This is a genomic window from Rhodopseudomonas sp. P2A-2r, from assembly GCF_026015985.1.
In the GTDB taxonomy this organism is placed as follows: domain Bacteria; phylum Pseudomonadota; class Alphaproteobacteria; order Rhizobiales; family Xanthobacteraceae; genus Tardiphaga.
In genome coordinates, this window is sequence record NZ_CP110389.1 from 4,309,124 (window position 1) to 4,326,006 (window position 16,883).

The window sequence follows — 16,883 nt, forward strand, 5'->3', positions numbered from 1 at the left end:
GAGGGACATCGTCATCCTGAGGCGCTCGCCTCAGGCGCAGCTCTTGCTCCGCCGCAACGGCGAGCCTCGAAGGATGCGGCCACCAGCTTGCAGCCCATCCTTCGAGGCGCGCAAGAGCGCGCACCTCAGGATGACGACGGCGGGCCGGATTGCGCCATGACCTGCCGCAATTCGGTCTTCAGCACCTTGCCGTAATTGTTCTTCGGCAATGCGTCCATGAACACGTAGCGCTTCGGCCGCTTGAAGCGGGCGATGCTGCGCAGGCAATGGGCGTCCAGCGCCGCGTCGTCCGCCGTGGCGCCGGGCTTGAGCACCACGCAGGCGACGACGATCTCACCCCATTCGGGATCTGGCACGCCGATGCTCGACACCTCCTGCACATCGGGATGGGTCAGCAGCGCCTCCTCGACCTCGCGCGGATAGATGTTGGTCCCGCCGGAGATGATCACGTCCTTGGAGCGGTCGGACAATGTGAGGAAGCCGTCTTCGTCGAGCCGGCCGACGTCGCCGGTGCGCAGCCAGCCGTCCTTCAGCGTCTCGGCATTGGCCTTGTCGTTGTTCCAGTAGCCGAGCATCACCGCCGGCCCCCTGGCCTCGATCTCGCCGGTCTCGCCCGCCGGCAGCGGCTTGCCATCGGCATCGGTGATGCGCACCGACATCACGCTCTGCGCCACCCCGACCGAAGCGAGGCGCTGTAGATAGCGGGGATGATCGACGTCCGCATGCCAGGCGCGCGGCAGCGAGGTGATGGTCATCGGCGACTCGCCCTGCCCGTAGATCTGCACAAAACGCTGGCCCATGGTGGCGAGCGCGTCGCGGATATCGGCGAGATACATCGGACCGCCGCCATAGACGATGGTGCGAATGCCCTCGCCCTGCTCGCCGCGCTTCTTGGCGGCATCGACCAGGCGGCGCACCATGGTGGGCGCGGCAAACATCGCGACATGGTCGAGCTGCTTTGCCAGCGTCAGCACCTCGTCGGCATCGAAGCCGCCGGAGACCGGCACCACATGGCGCGCGGCCATGCGGACATGGATGAAGTTGTACAGACCGGCGCCGTGGGAAATCGGCGCGGCGTAGAGTGCGGCGTCCTGGCCGGTGACCGTATCGACATCGGCGAGATAGCACAGCGACGCCGCCACCAGATTGCCGTGGCTGAGCATCACGCCCTTCGGCCGGCCGGTGGTGCCGGAGGTGTAGAACAGCCAGGCCAGATCGTGATCGTCGCGCGGCAGCGGCGCCGGCAGGCCACCGTCGTCGTTGCGAAAGCTGCGATACTCGGCCGACTCCACCGCCAGCATCTGCATGCCGGCCGGCAGGTCTTCCATGACCTGCGCCAGCGCCTTGCTGCTGTCGTCATCGACGAAGGCGAGCCTGGCGCCAGCATTGTCGCAGATCCACGCGGCTTCGCGGCCGTGCAGCTTGGCGTTGATGGGGATCACCGCGGCGCCGATCCACCACACCGCATACATGCATTCGAGATATTGGGTGCAGTTGGACATGAACAGCGCGACGCGGTCGCCCGGCTGCACGCCATAATCGCGCATCAGCGCCGCGCCGAGCGCACGGGCACGCCGGGCAAAGGTCGCGTAGTCCGCCTCGACCGCCGTGCCGCTCAGCAGCGCCGGCGCATGGGGATGCAGACGCGCGGACGCTGCCAGCCAGTCGGCCACGTTCATGGGCTATCCTCGCCTGCGCCGGGCTATTTCGCGGGCTCCAGCACGGAGACGTAGTTGGCCACCGCCGCGCCACCCATGTTGAAGATCCCGGCCAGCTTGGCGTTCTTGATCTGCATGCCTTCCGGCGCCTGGCCGAGCAGTTGCATCGCGCTCAGCACATGCATGGAGACGCCGGTGGCGCCGATCGGATGGCCCTTGGCCTTGAGGCCGCCGGACGGATTGATCGGCAGTTTACCGTCCTTCTGGGTCCAGCCTTCCTTGATGGCACGGGCGCCCTGCCCGCGTTCGGTCAGGCCCATGGCTTCGTATTCGATCAGTTCGGCCACGGTGAAGCAGTCGTGGGTTTCCACGAAGGAGAGATCATCGAGGGTGATGCCGGCCGCCTCCAGCGCGCGCTGCCAGGCCACAGTGCAGCCCTCGAAGGCGAGAATGTCGCGCTTGGACATCGGCAGGAAGTCCTGGGCATGCGCGGTGGCCTTGATGGTCACCGCCTTGCCCATGGTCTTCGCGGTCTCGGAGTCCGTGAGCACCAGGGCCGCGGCGCCGTCCGACACCAGCGAACAGTCGGTGCGCTTCAGCGGACCTGCGACGAACGGGTTCTTCTCGCTCTCGGAGCGGCAGAACTCAAAACCGAAATCCTTGCGCATCTGCGCATAGGGATTGTGCACGCCATTGGCGTGGTTCTTGGCGGCGATCATCGCCAGCGCGTCGGACTGGTCGCCGTATTTCTGGAAGTATTTTTGCGCGATGCCGCCGAATACGCCGGCGAAACCCGCGGGGGTCTCGCCGTCTTCCGGCAGGTAGGACGCGCGCAGCAGGTTCTTGCCGATCTCCGGGCCGGGCGTGCGCGTCATCTGCTCGACGCCGACCACCAGCACGATTTTTGCCGTGCCCGCGGCGATGGATTTCACGCCCTGGTGCACCGCGGCCGAGCCGGTGGCGCAGGCATTTTCGACGCGGGTGGCGGGCTTGAAGCGCAGCGCCGGATCGGCCTGCAGCACCAAAGCGGCCGTAAAGTCCTGCGGCGAGAAACCAGCGTTGAAATGGCCGAGCACGATTTCGTCGACGTCGGCCGCGGAAATCCCCGCATCGGCCATCGCCTCATTGGCGACCTTGACGATCAGGCTCTCGACGGTCTCTGCGTCGAACTTGCCGAACGGCGTATGCGCCCATCCAACGATGCTGGCGGTCATGCGGTTTCTCCCGGGTGAAGTTGTTGGGGTCAATATAGACACGGGAGCCGGCAGATCAAACCGTCATTGCAGGATGCGCTTCAGCTCTGCATTTGCGATCGGAACTCCGTCATGCCCGGCCTTGTGCCGGGCATCCACGTTCGTGCGGAACATCGTGGATGGCCGGGACAAGCCCGGCCATGACGGGGAGAGAGCTGCGTTACGCCACGAACTTTCCGCCCAGCTCATCCTCGATGTGAATCCGGATGATGTCGTCAAAGGTCTTTTCCGCCGTGGTGAAGCCGAGCTTGAGGGCGCGGTCGGTGGTGAAGTCGCGCGGCCAGCCGGACACGATGCCGGTGATCACCGGATCGGTCTCGCGCCTGATCCGCGCCACCACGCTCTTGCCGGCGACCCGCTCCAGCGCCGCGATCTGTTCGCCCACGGTGACCGACATTCCGGGCATGCTGAGATTGCGCCGCGCGCCCATGGCGGCGAGGTCCATGGTGCCGGCGTGAACCAGGAAGCCCACCGCCGAGCGTGGCGAGGCGTGCCAGTGGCGGACGTCTTCCGAGACCGGCAGCACGGCCTCATGGCCGGCCAGCGGCTCGCGGATGATGTTGGAGAAGAAGCCGGACGCTGCCTTGTTGGGCTTGCCCGGCCGAACGCAGATGGTCGGCAGGCGGATGCCGATGCCGTCGAGAAAGCCCCTGCGGCTGTAATCCGCGATCAGCATTTCGCAGATCGACTTCTGCGTGCCGTAGGAGGTCAGCGGCGTATGGAAGAATTCGTCGCCGATCTTGTCCGGGAACGGCGCGCCGAACACCGCGATCGACGAGGTGAACACCAGGCGCGGTCTGTAGCCGCCGCCGACGGCGCGGATGGCGTCGATCAGGAAGCGGGTGCCGTCGAGATTGATGCGGTAGCCCTTGTCGAAATCGGCCTCGGCCTCGCCGGAGACGATGGCGGCGAGGTGGAAGATCACCTCGGGGCGATGTGTCAGCAGCGGCGCAGCGGTGGCGGGATCGGCGAAATCCGAGGTGACCAAGCTGATGGGAATCGTGGCGTTGGCCGGCTTCATCGGCGCCACCACGTCCTGCAAGGTCATGCGCGTGATCTCGCGGCTCCCGAGCCGGCCATCGGCCAGCAGTTTTTCGGTGAGCTTGCGGCCGACCATGCCGGCGGCGCCGAGAATGAGGATATGCAAGGGAAACTCCGTTTCTTGTTGCTAGTCGACTGAAGCACCATGACCCTCATGGTGAGGAGGCGCTTCGTCAGCGCCGTCTCGAACCATGGGGGAGTGTTTGGCCATCCTTCGAGACGCGGTCGAAGACGACCGCTCCTCAGGATGAGGGCGGTGTTTTCGTAAGCCGCCTACTCCTTCACCGCGCCCGTCATCGCCGACACATAATGCTCGACGAAGAACGCATACAGGATCACCAGCGGCAATGATCCGACCAGCGCGCCGGCCATCAGCGAGCCCCATTTGTAGATGTCGCCGTCGACGAACTCGTTGACGATGGCCACCGGCACGGTCTTGTTCTGGGTCGATTGCAGGAAGGTGAGCGCGTAGATGAACTCGTTCCAGCACAAAGTGAACGAGAAGATGAAGGCCGAGATCAGTCCGGGCACCGCCAGCGGCACGATGATCTTGACCAGGATCTGCCAGCGCGACGCGCCGTCGATCAGCGCGCATTCCTCGAGTTCGAACGGGATGGTCTTGAAGTAACCCATCAGCAGCCAGGTGGAGAACGGGATCAGCAGCGTCGGATAGATCAGGATCAGCGACAGCGGCGAGTCGAACAGCCCATAGGCCTGGATCACCGAGGCCAGCGGGATGAACAGGATCGACGGCGGCACCAGATAGGCCATGAAGATCGTCGCGCCGACCACTTCGGCGCCGCGAAACCGCAGCCGGACGATGGCATAGGCCGCCAGCACCGAGGCGATGATCGACAGCGTGGTAGCTGCCGCCGCCACATACATGGTGTTCCACAGCCAGCGCGGATAGTTGGTCTCGAACAGCAGCTTGTTGATGTGCTTCAGGGTCGGCTTGATGACCCAGAACGGATTGAACTTCTCCATGTCGATGAGCTGTTCGTCCGGCTTGATGGACGTCAGCGCCATCCAGTAGAACGGGAACAGCAGGATCACCACGATGATGAACAGCGGGATGTAGAGCGTGACGATGCGGCTGGGCAACGACTCCAGATAGGTCATGCCCTCGCTGTTGTCGTCCTGCTCGACGGTGGCCGCCGGAGCGACGCGGGTGTTGGCGGGTACGTCAGTCATTGTCAGTGCCTTGCTGCCACTTGCGGCGTTGCATGCCGAACCAGGAGATCGCGATGGCGGCCATCAGGAACGGGATCATGGCGGTGGCGATGGCGGCCCCTTCGCCGAGCCGGCCGGAGAGAATGCCGCGCTGATAGCTCAGCGTTGCCATCAGATGCGTCGCATTGACCGGACCGCCGCGGGTCAGCGCCCAGATCAGCTGGAAGTCGGTGAAAGTAAACAGCACCGAGAAGGTCATGACCACGGCGATGATCGGCGTCAGCAAGGGATAGGTGATGAAGCGGAAGCGCTGCCACGGCGTCGCGCCATCCAGCACCGCCGCCTCGTACAGCGACGGCGACACCGTCTGCAGCCCGGCCAGCAGGGTAATGGCCACGAACGGCACGCCGCGCCAGATATTGGCGAAGATCACGCTGGCGCGCGCCATGTTGCCATCGCCGAGGAAATTGATGTTGTGGTCGATCAGCCCCATCTTGATCAACGACCAGGAGATGATCGAGAACTGCGAATCGTAGATCCACCAGAAGGCAATGGCCGACAGCACGGTGGGCACGATGAACGGGATCAGCACCGCGGCGCGGATCAGCGCCTTGAACGGCATGTGGCGGTTCAGGAGCAGCGCCAGATACAGGCCGACCGCGAATTTGATGGCGGAGGCGACGATCGTATAGAGCAGCGTGTTGAACACCGACAGCCAGAAGATCGAATCGTCCTTCAGCCACTCGTAGTTTTCGAGGCCGACGAACACGCCGGCGCGGCCGATGCGGTCATCGGTAAAGCTCATCCAGACGCCGAGAAACAGCGGATAGGCCAGGAACAGGATCAGGAACGCCGCAGCCGGCAGCATGAACCACACCGCCAGCCAGTTGCGGTTGGTGCGCAGCCGGTCCCATGCGGAGGATTTCCCGTAATGCCTGGTCGGCGTGGGGAGCGGTGTGGGGATGGTCGTCATACAGTAACAGCTCCTGCTCGTGTCCCAGGCGCGGAGCAGCACAGGCCTCGCGCCGTGCTGCTCCGCAGAACCGGGCCTCGTGAGGCTCCGGCGTTTGGTACGGTCCCGGATCTGCGAAGCGGCATAAGCATGCCGTATCGCAGATCCGGGACACGGTCGACGTCAGCCGCGGAAGATGCGCTTGGCTGCGCGTTCCGCCGAGGCCATTGCCGTCTTCACGTCCTCGCGGCCGGTGCAGTAGTTGGCGTACATGTCGACCACCACGAAATCGGCAATCGCCGCCGCCGCGTTCTCGCTCATCTCGGCGTCGCCTGCCGGGGTGGACGCGGTGGTGGCGACGTCGCGATACGGGGTGTTCTTCGGATCCGCCGTCCAGATCGGGTTTTTCTGGAAGTCGTTGAGGAACGGCGACAGATAACCCTGCGCCGCCTCGACCCACGGGTTGAACTGCTCGGGCTCCATCAGGAACGCGGTGAACGCCTTGCAGGCCTGCGGGAACTTGGTGAAGGTGAAGATCAGGATCGGGAAGCCGAGATGCAGCTCGCGGGTCTTGCCGTCGAGACCCGCCGGCAGATGGGCATGGTTCATGTCGGCGGCGATGTCCGGAGCTTCCTTCTTCGCCGTGACATAGATCGAGATGCCGTTGGTGGTGAGATGCAGCTGGCCGGCGAGGAAGGCCTTGTTGTTGGACGAGTCGTTCCACGACGCGGTACCGGGAATGAAGTTCTCATACAGCGCCTTGACGTACTCCAGCGACTTGGCGGTCTCCGGCGAGTTGATGGTGACCTTGTTGCCCTTGTCGATCAGCTTGCCGCCATGGGCCCACAACGCCCAGTGCACCCAGCCGTTGGCGTCGCCCGACGCGTGGCCGAGCGCCATGCCGGCGGGCGCGCCGACCTTGTTCATGCCCTTGACCAGATCGAGGAAGCCAGCGAGGTCCTTGGGGAAGGTCTTGTGGCCGGCCTTCTCGGCGGCGGCAACGCGGTAGTTCACCAGGCCGCCGGTGGCGGCGACGGGAACGCCGATCCACTTGCCGTTCAGCATGCCGTACTTCTTGCCGGACTCCGCCCAGCCGCCGTTCTTCTTGCCGAGGTAATCGGCAACGTCGGTGACATCCAGGCACTTGCTCGGAAACAGGAACGGCAGCGAGTAAAGGCCCCAGACCATGTCGAGGCCCTGCCCGGTATTGGCGGCCACCGAGGCCTTGGGCTGGATGTCGTCATAGGATTCGTTGGAGACGTTGATGGTGACGCCGGTGGCCTTCTGGAAGGCGTCGACGATCTTCATGAAGGCGACGTCTTCGGCCTCGACGAAGCGCTTCCAGCGCAGCAGGTTGATCTTGGCGCCGGCCTCCGGCTTGAACGGCGAGGCCTGCGCCCAGGCCTTGGCATAGCCGAGCAACTGGTCGGCCGACATGGTGGCGGCGGTGGCCAGCGTCAGCGCGCCACCCTTGATCAGGGAACGGCGGTCCGGTGTGAATCCAGTCATCTTTCATCTTCTCCCTGTTGTATTGGTTCGTTGATCGACCAATGTTTTGAACGTTCTCTTCAACCTCGACGCACCGACCATGCGCCCCCTCTCCCCGCTCTTGCGGGGAGAGGGCTGGGGTGAGGGGCGTTGCGCAAAACACGAACTCCCTCACCCGGATTACTCGCTTCGCTCGCAATCCGACCTCTCCCCGCCTAGCGAAGCTTTGCTTCGCGCGGCGGGGAGAGGTAAGTGCCGTCTAGATCCTCTTTCCCGTGTCCTTGTCGAACAGATGCGCCGAAGCCGCGCGCGGCCGCAGATGGATCTTGTCGCCGGGTTCGACATGGCGGCGGTCGCGGAAGATCGCGATGATGTCCTGGGTGCCGATGCGCGCCACGATCTGGGTTTCCGAACCGGTCGGCTCGACCACCACGATCTCGGCCTCGATGCCGTCATCGGCGAATTCGAGATGCTCCGGACGGATGCCGTAGGTGACCGCCTTACCATTGGCAGAGGCCGGCGCTTCCGCCACCGGCAGGCGGCGCCGCTGGCGGTCTCCACCCAGGGCTGGCCGCCGTTGACCTTCAACGTGCCCTCGAGAAAATTCATGGCCGGCGACCCGATGAAGCCGGCCACGAACTTGTTGTCCGGATGATCGTAGAGCTCGAGCGGCGCGCCCATCTGCTCGACGATGCCGTCCTGCATCACCACGATCTTGTCGGCCATGGTCATGGCTTCGATCTGGTCGTGGGTGACGTAGACCGTGGTGGTCTTGAGCCGCTGATGCAGCTCCTTGATCTCGGCGCGCATGGCGACGCGCAGCTTGGCGTCCAGGTTGGACAACGGCTCGTCGAACAGAAAGACTTGGGGATCGCGGACGATGGCGCGTCCCATGGCTACGCGCTGGCGCTGGCCGCCGGAGAGCTGCCGGGGGTAGCGATCGAGCAGGCGGCGCAGGTCGAGAATGTCGGCGGCGCGGTTGACCTTCTCGTCGATCTCACTCTGAGCGGCGCCGCGCAGTTTGAGCGAAAAGCCCATATTCTGGGCCACCGTCATGTGCGGGTACAGTGCGTAGTTCTGGAAGACCATGGCGATGTCCCGCTCCTTCGGCTGGACATCGTTGACCACGCGATCGCCGATCGAAATGGTGCCGGAGGTTATTTTTTCCAGTCCGGCCAACATGCGCAGCAGGGTCGACTTGCCGCAGCCGGACGGCCCGACCAGCACCACGAAGGCGCCGTCCTCGATCGGGACGGAGACGCCGTGCAACACCTCAAAACCACCAAATGATTTACGCACGTCGTGAATTTGCACTGACGCCATCAAGTTTCTCCCGAATACCCGCGTCCTCCGGCACAGCCGCGGCGCGTTTTGATTTCACCCTCATAACAGAATATTCTGGAAATGTCGTTGGATCAAAGTCGTAGTGACAAGCGGTCGCTGCAAGCGTTGCGAACGCTGCGATGACATGCGAACATCCGGCGCCAAATCAAATATGACGCACAGCGTATTAAATGTGTGCGGTGCGGGAGAAAAAATGAACAAGCCGATGACCGGGATCACCCGACGCAAGCTCCGCTCCAGCGAGTGGTTCAACGACCCCCACAATCCAGCGATGACCGCTCTCTATCTTGAGCGCTACCTGAATTACGGCCTGACCCGCCACGAACTGCAGTCCGGCAAGCCGATCATCGGCATTGCCCAGACCGGCAGCGACCTGTCGCCGTGCAACCGCCATCACCTCGAACTGGCCAAGCGCGTCCGCGAGGGAATCACCGCCGCCGGCGGGCTGGCGATGGAATTTCCGGTGCATCCGATCCAGGAGACCGGCAAGCGCCCGACCGCGGCACTTGACCGCAACCTGGCCTATCTCGGCCTTGTCGAGGTGCTGTTCGGCTATCCGCTCGACGGCGTCGTGCTGACCACCGGCTGCGACAAGACCACGCCGGCCTGCCTGATGGCGGCGGCGACGGTGAACCTGCCGGCGATTGTGCTGTCCGGCGGGCCGATGCTCAACGGCTGGCACGAGGGCGAACGCACCGGCTCCGGAACAGTGGTCTGGAAATCCCGCGAGCGGCTCGCCGCGGGCGAGATCGACTATGAGGAATTCATGTCCATCGTGGCGTCGTCAGCGCCCTCGGTCGGCCATTGCAACACCATGGGCACGGCGTCGACGATGAACTCGCTGGCCGAAGCCCTGGGCATGTCCCTGCCCGGCTGCGCCGCCATCCCGGCGCCCTACCGCGAACGCGGCCAGATTGCCTACGAGACGGGCAGCCGCATCGTGGAAATGGTGTGGGAGGACCTCAAGCCCTCGGACATCCTGACCCGCGAGGCGTTCGAGAACTGCATCGTCGTCAATTCCGCGATCGGCGGCTCGACCAATGCGCCGATCCACATCAACGCGCTGGCCCGCCACATCGGCGTCGAACTGGATATCGACGACTGGCAGAGCGTCGGTCACAAGGTCCCGCTGCTGGTCAACATGCAGCCGGCGGGATTCTATCTCGGCGAAGAATATCACCGCGCCGGCGGCGTGCCCTCGGTGGTGCGCGAGTTGATGACGCACAAGAAGATCCACGAAGGCGCCATGACCGTCAACGGCAAGACCATGGGCGAGAATTGCGCGGCCGCACCGAAGCCGGACAACGACGTGATCTGGTCCTACGACAAGCCAATGGTGAAGGATGCCGGCTTCCTGGTGCTGCGCGGCAACCTGTTCGACTCGGCGATCATGAAGACCTCGGTGATCTCCAAGGAGTTCTTCGAGCGCTACCTCAACAACCCGAAAGACCCCAACGCCTTCGAGGGCCGCGCCATCGTGTTCGAGGGGCCGGAGGACTATCACCACCGCATCGACGACGCCGACCTGAACATCGACGAGCACTGCATCCTGTTCGTGCGCGGCACCGGGCCGATCGGCTATCCCGGCGGTGCCGAGGTGGTCAACATGCAGCCGCCGGCGGCGCTGATCAAACGCGGCATCCACTCGCTGGCCTGTATCGGCGACGGCCGGCAGTCCGGCACCTCGGGCTCGCCCTCGATCCTCAACGCCACCCCGGAGGCCGCGGCCAATGGCGGCCTGGCGATCCTCAAGACCGGCGACATGGTGCGCATCGACCTCAACAAGGGCGAAGCCAACATCATGATCTCCGACGAGGAGCTGAAACGGCGACGCGCCGAGCTGATGGCTGCGGGCGGGTTCAAGTATCCGGCCAACCAGACGCCGTGGCAGGAACTGTACCGCTCCACCGTCGGCCAGCAGGCCACCGGCGCCTGCCTGGAACTGGCAACGCGCTATCACGACATTGCCGGCACGATCGGCACGGCAAGGCATAACCACTAACCGTCACCTACCGCGCACATCCGTCAGCGCAGTCGAGCACCTCTCCCGCCGCGCGAAGCGAAGCTTCGCTAGGCGGGGAGAGGTCGGAGCCGAGCGATAGCGAGGCTTCGGGTGAGGGGAGCCCGTGAGACTCACTGGCTCCCCCTCACCCCAGCCCTCTCCCCGCAAACGGGGCGAGGGAGCGCTGGGCCGTCGCTTCAACTTCGAAGACTTGAATAATAACAAATGGGGAGAACCACATGTCTGATCGGCTGAAGGGTAAACGCGCCTTTGTGACTGCGGGGGCCGCCGGCATCGGCCGCGCCTGCGCGCTGGCCTTTGCACGCGAGGGCGCCACGGTATTCGCCACTGACATCGACGAGAAAGGCATCGCCACCCTGACCAAGGACGGCGTGGCGGAGGTGGCTAAACTCGACGTGCGCGACAGCGCGGCGGTCGACGCCATGGCCAAGAAGGTCGGGCCGGTGGATATCCTGCTCAACGCCGCCGGCTTCGTGCATCACGGCACCGTGCTCGACTGCGACGACGCGGCCTGGGATTTCTCGTTCGACATCAACGTCAAGTCGATGCACCGCACGATCCGCGCCTTCCTGCCGGGCATGCTGGCCAACGGCGGCGGCAGCATCGTCAACATCGCCTCCGCCGCCGGCGTGTTCAAAGCCGCACCGAACCGCTACGTCTACGGCGCCACCAAAGCGGCTGTCGCGGCGCTGACCCGCGCGGTGGCGGCCGACTTCATCACCAAGGGCATCCGCTGCAACTCGATCTGCCCCGGCACCATCGAGACGCCCTCGATGCTCGACCGCGCCGCGGCGGCCGGCCCGCAGGGACGCGAACTGTTCGTGTCGCGGCAGCCGATGGGCAGGCTCGGCACCGCCGACGAGATCGCCTCGCTGGCGGTCTATCTCGCCAGCGACGAAAGCTCGTTCACCACCGGCGTCGCCCACATCATCGACGGCGGCTGGACGCTTTGACCTCCGCCTCTCCCCGCTTGCGGGGAGAGGCGGCCGCCGCTGCACCAGTCGTGTGAGCGGCGACTGCACGGCCATCGCCATGCGAATGGTACGCGCAGATTGGAAGTCCCCTCACCCTGCCCTCCCCGGAAGCGCGGGGCGAGGATGTGCGTTCAGCGGACCGCAGCGGACTGTCGATCTGACCAGCTTTCGACGTCGGCCATTTCCGCAGTGCCTTCCATGGTGGTGATCTGACCGTCGCGGGCGATCAACACGGTGCGGGGGATGTCGCCCTGCCAGTCCGGATCGATCTCGAACCTCAGCCGCTCGACAAATCCATCGCCGAAAATCCAGTTCTCTGCAGATGACAGGCCGGCGTTCTGCAGCATCGCGCGGGTGGCATCGGGCAGATTCGGCACCAGGTCGGCACTGATGGTCACGACATCGATCGCCGGGTGATCCTTCATGAACGCGCCGAGCAACGGCAATTCAACCTTGCACGGACCGCAGGTGACGCCCCAGAAATGCACCAGCGTGGGCCGCCCCGCATGGGCGTGCAGAATTTTCTGCCAGCTTCCGCGCTCGAAGGGCTTCAGCTGCTCCGGGATGCCGGCGGCCTGCGCCGTCAGCACCAGGACCATCAGGATCGCGCCTGCCAGACACTTCGACTTCATGGCTCTTCCTCGATCGATTGAAAGCGATAGCCGTCGGCTTTGGTCATCCATGACAGGAAGGTCCTGCGCCCGTCCGTCACCAGCAACGGATGGTCGGATGTATCCTGTGTCGTCGCGACAGCCCTCGGCGCCGACCAGCTATTGCCATCGTCCCGCGACGTCATGAGATTGACCGTGGTCTTTTCGCCATCGAACTCTTTCCACACGAGCTCGATGCCGTGCGGGCCCGCGATGACATATGGCCGCGATGGGCTGCGTCCGGGCTGGCCGAGCGCAAGCGGCGCCGAGAAGGTCCGCCCGCCATCGTGCGAATGGGCATAGAACAGGCCCTTGCGATTCTTGCCGTTGGTGTACCAATTCACATGGTAAGTGCCTGCAGCCGAAATCGTCAGGCTCGGCCCGTGATGCGGACAGGCGGCGATCTGCCAGTCATCCTGGCTGACCCGAAAGATATCACCCGGCGTCGCCAGATCGGAGAAGGTGACGATCGCGTGGTCGCGAACGCCGCCTTCGAAGATGTTCCTGAAGATCACCACCGGACGCCCCGGCCCGACGAACGCCAGCCCGATCCGGCAGCATTCACAGGTATTGTCCTTGACCATCTGCGCCTCGGAATAGGTGGCGCCGCCGTCCCGCGACGACGCCACATAGAGGGCGGCGCCGTCATACTTCTTGCCGGCCTGCTGCACCGGAACGCGATTGCGCTTGTCGAGCCATGCGGCGAACACCGTTCCGTCGGCATCGATCGCCAGCGCCTCGAAGCGCTGGCTCTCGTTATTCGCAGTGATCGGCAGCAGCGCCGTGAAGCTCTGGCCGCCATCCACCGAACGCGCGTTGAATACCTGACCGTTGAACGCCTTGTCCCGGAACGTCGAAAACGCCACCGCGATCCGGCCGTCGCGATCCACGGCAATTTTCGGCCTTGCGTCAGGTCCCCAGTCGAGATTGAGGGTCTCTTTCGACACCGCTACCGGCGGCGAGAAGCTTTGCCCAACATCTTTCGAGCTGGCGACGGAAACCTGCCCGCCCGCCATCCATGCCAGCCAAAGCGTCCCGTCCGGACCGAAGGCCGGCGTCACCTTCGATGCGCAACGCAGAATCTGCTCTTCGCACGCGGTTTCCGACGCATGCTGATGGGACATTTGCCCGGATGCAGTCGCCCGCCAGAGCGTGACGGACAACGCCACAACGATCCCCGTTCGAAGCATCTGCCCTCGACTGTGCTGCCTCATCATTCGCGGCTACCCAATGCATGAACAGAGCGCGCCGGCATTCTGTCGAATTGCCGGCGCGCCCCGCTCATTGGAACGCCACCTTCATGCCGGCGACGAAGGTCCTCGGCGAGCCCGCGTAAATAGATCCGGTGGAGTTCGCCAGGACGGTCGCAGGGTTCTGGACGCCGCCTGACGTGACCGAGTTGCCGATGTTGTTCGCCGAAGCAATATAGGTCCGGTCGAACACGTTCCTCACCTCGAGATACAGGCTGAGCGATTTGAGATAGTTCGACGCCAGATCGGTCTTGTAGTGGACATTAAGGTTGACCAGCTCGTAGCCGGGCGCCTTCAGCAGGTTGGCGTTGTCCAGATAGAACGAGTCCTTCCACTGCAGTTCGACAAACGCGCCGAGGCCCTGCAACGGTCCCGCCAGTTCGTCATAACCCAGGCGTGCGGTCAGTTCGTTCGGGGAGACGCCCGGGATCTTGTTGCCTGCCCGGTTGAAGCTGAACACCTGTCCATTGGTCAGGTTTTCCGTGTAGTCGGTGTAGATCTGGTCGAGATAGGTGTAGGCCGCAGTTGCCCGCCAGCCGGGCGTGATCTGCCAGTCGGCCGCGAGCTCGACCCCGCGATGTTCGGAGCGCGGCGCATTGAACGTATAGCTCGAATTGGGCGCCCCGACCGGCGTCGCCTGCGAAACCAGTTCGTTGCGGAAGAACTCGTAGAAACCGGTCACGCTGAACTTCACGGCATTGTTCGGCGTCCAGTCGAAGCCGAGGTCATAGCCGAGGTTCTTCTGCGTATCGAGCTGGGTGTTGTTGCCCAACTGGCCATTGGCGAGGACGAACAGATTGCCGACCTGCGGCGTGCCGTATCCGGTCGCCACCCGACCGCGGAACAGCCACTCGTTGTTCAGCCTGTAGAGCAGCGCCAGCTCCGGCGCGGTGTTCTCGAACTGCCTGTCGGTGCTGATGACAGAGGTCGAGGTGACGCCGGACGCTCCGGTATAGCTGTAGGCGGAGTTCCTCCCGGTCAGATTCGTGACTTCCCAGCCGATGCCGGCAATTGCCGTCAGCGACGACGTCAGGGCAAGCTCCTCGCGCGCACGCAGGCCGTAGTTGGTGTGCTCGCCTACCACGTTGGAGGACAGCCGCCCGAGCGCAGCATTTCCGCCCGGCATCAGCATGCGGGTATCGCCGGACCAGCTCAGCGTGTTGTAGAAGCCGCCGAAATAGGTCGTTGCCGCCATCCCGAGGATCTCGCCGCGACGGGTGATGTCGCTGGAGTAATTGTAGGACGGATAGTCGCCGATGGCGTTGGTGGTGCCGGTCGGCTGGCTGATGTTGCGGTCATCGAAGACGAACTGGTTGCGCCATGTGGTCTGGTTGTCGAAATCGTGCTCCCACCGGCCGCCGACAATGGTGCGCCGGTCGGTACGTCCGAGCCCGGCCTGCTCCGCGGTCCGCGCGCTGGTTCCCGCCGCGTTGTTGAATCCGTTGTTGTTCAGCGTGACCGTTCCGCAGCCGGCGCCGGCGCCCGCGGCGGTCGCGCAGCCCTGCTGGAATGGATTCTGATAGTATTGATTAAGCGAGGAGCGGATCGGCAGGCGGGTATCGAGATCGTTGTTGATCACCTTCAGCGTCAGCCGATCGTCAGGCGTGATCTTCAGGGTCCCCAGAAAATTCACGGTCTGCGTGTTGAACCAGCTGTTGCCGATGAAGCCGTCGCCGCGGGCGTCGCTGGCAAACAGCGAGCCCTCGAAGTTTCCGACCTTCTTGCCCGCCGCCAGGTAGTTGTTGAGATAGCCGAAGCTACCGCCATCGACGCCGTATTCGATGCCGTTGATTTCGCCGCCCGGTCGGGTGCGGAAATTGAGCGCGCCGCCGGTGGCATAGTTGCCGTACAGCGCCGACGACGGCCCGCGGATGACGTCGATGGCTCCGTAAGCGCGCGGATCAATCAGATCGCTGCGCGACAGACCGTCGGGCTGCGTGACCGGAAAGCCGTCGTCGAAGATCACCAGGTTGCGGATCGCGAATCCGTTGCGGGCGTTGGAGCCGCGGATCGAAATGCCGAGATCGCGTGGCCCGTTGCCCTGCTTGACCGAGACGCCCGGGCTGTCGCGCAGGACGTCGCCGACCGAAAACGCCGGCCGGTTGTCGAACTGGCTGCGATCGATGGTGGTCTGGGTCTGTCCTGCCGGCACACTGGACAGGCTTCCGCGCGCATCGCTGGCGGTGGCCGGCCTGGCCTGCGACGGATTTGCGGAGGCGCTGACCGCGGCGGGCCGCGCGCGTGACCTGGCAGCCGATGAGCGGACCTTCGGCTTTTGCACCGCGCGCTTCGGCGCGGCGCCGGGCGCATCGACAGTAACGGCCGGCAAGCTTTGGCTTGCCGATTGCGCAAACGCTGGCTCAGCTGAAATGGAAACGGCAAGCACAAGCGCGCCGGCGCTCGCACTGCACAGGGCAGATGCACGAAACATAGAAATATCCTGACACCGGCATCGCCGCCGGCTTGCTTAGACACAGAGTTTGCTGCGGAGACCGCTGCAAAAACGAATGTGGTTCAGTCAGGAGAGAAGCGGTGGTGCGCGCGCCTGCGCGGGGCTGTGGCGACGATCGACGCCGTCAAGCGACGGGGGTTCGGTCCAGACAGTTCGCGCGATAGAACGGACCAGAACTGATGGCGTCGGTTCGAGATTGCCGAGCAGCGCAACACCGGCATGCGCGAGGGCGCAATGCAGAATACAGGCTGGCGAGCCGCGCTTCTGATCGGACTGGTGGTCCAGACCATCGGTCCCGGTCATTCCCGAGCAGATTTCCATGGAGGAAATCGGGCCGGCCGCAGCGACAGCGAAGTATGGCACGAGGGGAGCGACGATCTGCGCCCACACCGCCACCAAACCGATAAAAAGATATGTCTTCAGCCGCTGTCGCATGAATACCGAGCCACCCAAGGTCCCCCGTACCATGCAGGATTTGACGAGTCGAGGCCAGGTCTCGGAGACGGGCGCGTCTTCCCCTTACCGAGGCGGACATATTGGTCGAACCCCGAAGCCGAACTGACAGCTGCGGAAGCCGAGCAATGCATAGGAGAGTAGAGTATCGAGCCCCGGATCTGCAGAGCGGCAC

12 protein-coding genes and 1 pseudogene are annotated in these 16,883 nt (G+C 64.2%); 2 read left to right on the top strand and 11 right to left on the bottom strand.

The window, feature by feature from the left end; translation table 11 throughout:
- Positions 1 to 125 precede the first annotated feature (125 nt).
- The 7 genes and pseudogenes from ONR75_RS20880 to ONR75_RS20910 all read right to left on the bottom strand — a co-directional run bounded on the left by ONR75_RS20880 (position 126) and on the right by ONR75_RS20910 (position 8,885).
- A complete protein-coding gene (locus ONR75_RS20880) occupies positions 126 to 1,679 on the bottom strand; it encodes a class I adenylate-forming enzyme family protein (RefSeq protein ID WP_265078937.1) in 1,554 nt (517 codons plus the stop codon).
- Between the two features lie 23 nt (positions 1,680 to 1,702).
- Positions 1,703 to 2,872, bottom strand: coding sequence for an acetyl-CoA acetyltransferase (locus tag ONR75_RS20885; RefSeq protein ID WP_265078938.1), 1,170 nt, complete (start codon positions 2,870 to 2,872; stop codon positions 1,703 to 1,705).
- Positions 2,873 to 3,071: 199 nt separating this feature from the next.
- Positions 3,072 to 4,058, bottom strand: a complete 987-nt coding sequence (gene denD, locus ONR75_RS20890) for a D-erythronate dehydrogenase (protein WP_265078939.1) — start codon at positions 4,056 to 4,058, stop codon at positions 3,072 to 3,074.
- A gap of 167 nt (positions 4,059 to 4,225) precedes the next feature.
- A complete protein-coding gene (locus ONR75_RS20895) occupies positions 4,226 to 5,143 on the bottom strand; it encodes a carbohydrate ABC transporter permease (RefSeq protein ID WP_265078940.1) in 918 nt (305 codons plus the stop codon).
- Complete coding sequence (locus ONR75_RS20900; protein WP_265078941.1) at positions 5,136 to 6,095, bottom strand: carbohydrate ABC transporter permease; 960 nt, start codon at positions 6,093 to 6,095, stop codon at positions 5,136 to 5,138. Before ONR75_RS20900 ends, ONR75_RS20895 begins: the two co-directional genes overlap by 8 nt.
- A 162-nt stretch (positions 6,096 to 6,257) precedes the next feature.
- Positions 6,258 to 7,583, bottom strand: a complete 1,326-nt coding sequence (locus tag ONR75_RS20905) for an ABC transporter substrate-binding protein (RefSeq protein ID WP_265078942.1) — start codon at positions 7,581 to 7,583, stop codon at positions 6,258 to 6,260.
- 238 nt (positions 7,584 to 7,821) lie between these two features.
- Positions 7,822 to 8,885 (bottom strand): annotated as a pseudogene (locus ONR75_RS20910) (ABC transporter ATP-binding protein).
- A 214-nt stretch (positions 8,886 to 9,099) separates the two neighbouring features.
- On the opposite strand from ONR75_RS20910, the gene ONR75_RS20915 reads away from it, so the two are divergent.
- Together ONR75_RS20915 and ONR75_RS20920 are read left to right on the top strand one after the other, a co-directional pair.
- The gene (locus tag ONR75_RS20915; RefSeq protein ID WP_265078943.1) at positions 9,100 to 10,908 is read left to right on the top strand and encodes an IlvD/Edd family dehydratase; all 1,809 of its coding nucleotides are present in this window, start codon (positions 9,100 to 9,102) and stop codon (positions 10,906 to 10,908) included.
- A gap of 239 nt (positions 10,909 to 11,147) precedes the next feature.
- Positions 11,148 to 11,882 (top strand): SDR family oxidoreductase, encoded by a 735-nt coding sequence (locus ONR75_RS20920; RefSeq protein ID WP_265078944.1) that lies wholly within the window; start codon positions 11,148 to 11,150, stop codon positions 11,880 to 11,882.
- 152 nt (positions 11,883 to 12,034) lie between these two features.
- Here the strand turns inward: ONR75_RS20920 and ONR75_RS20925 are convergent, their stop codons facing one another.
- From ONR75_RS20925 to ONR75_RS20940, 4 genes are all read right to left on the bottom strand, one after another.
- A complete protein-coding gene (locus tag ONR75_RS20925; RefSeq protein ID WP_265078945.1) occupies positions 12,035 to 12,535 on the bottom strand; it encodes a TlpA family protein disulfide reductase in 501 nt (166 codons plus the stop codon).
- Positions 12,532 to 13,743, bottom strand: coding sequence for a sialidase family protein (locus tag ONR75_RS20930; RefSeq protein WP_265078946.1), 1,212 nt, complete (start codon positions 13,741 to 13,743; stop codon positions 12,532 to 12,534). The genes ONR75_RS20925 and ONR75_RS20930 overlap by 4 nt, the downstream gene beginning before the upstream one ends.
- A gap of 91 nt (positions 13,744 to 13,834) precedes the next feature.
- Positions 13,835 to 16,234: a TonB-dependent receptor family protein gene (locus ONR75_RS20935; protein ID WP_265078947.1), complete on the bottom strand. Its 2,400-nt coding sequence runs from the start codon at positions 16,232 to 16,234 to the stop codon at positions 13,835 to 13,837.
- A gap of 87 nt (positions 16,235 to 16,321) precedes the next feature.
- Positions 16,322 to 16,690 carry a DUF2946 family protein gene (locus ONR75_RS20940; protein WP_265078948.1) on the bottom strand — a complete coding sequence of 123 codons (369 nt, stop codon included), beginning with the start codon at positions 16,688 to 16,690 and terminating at the stop codon, positions 16,322 to 16,324.
- Positions 16,691 to 16,883 lie beyond the last annotated feature (193 nt).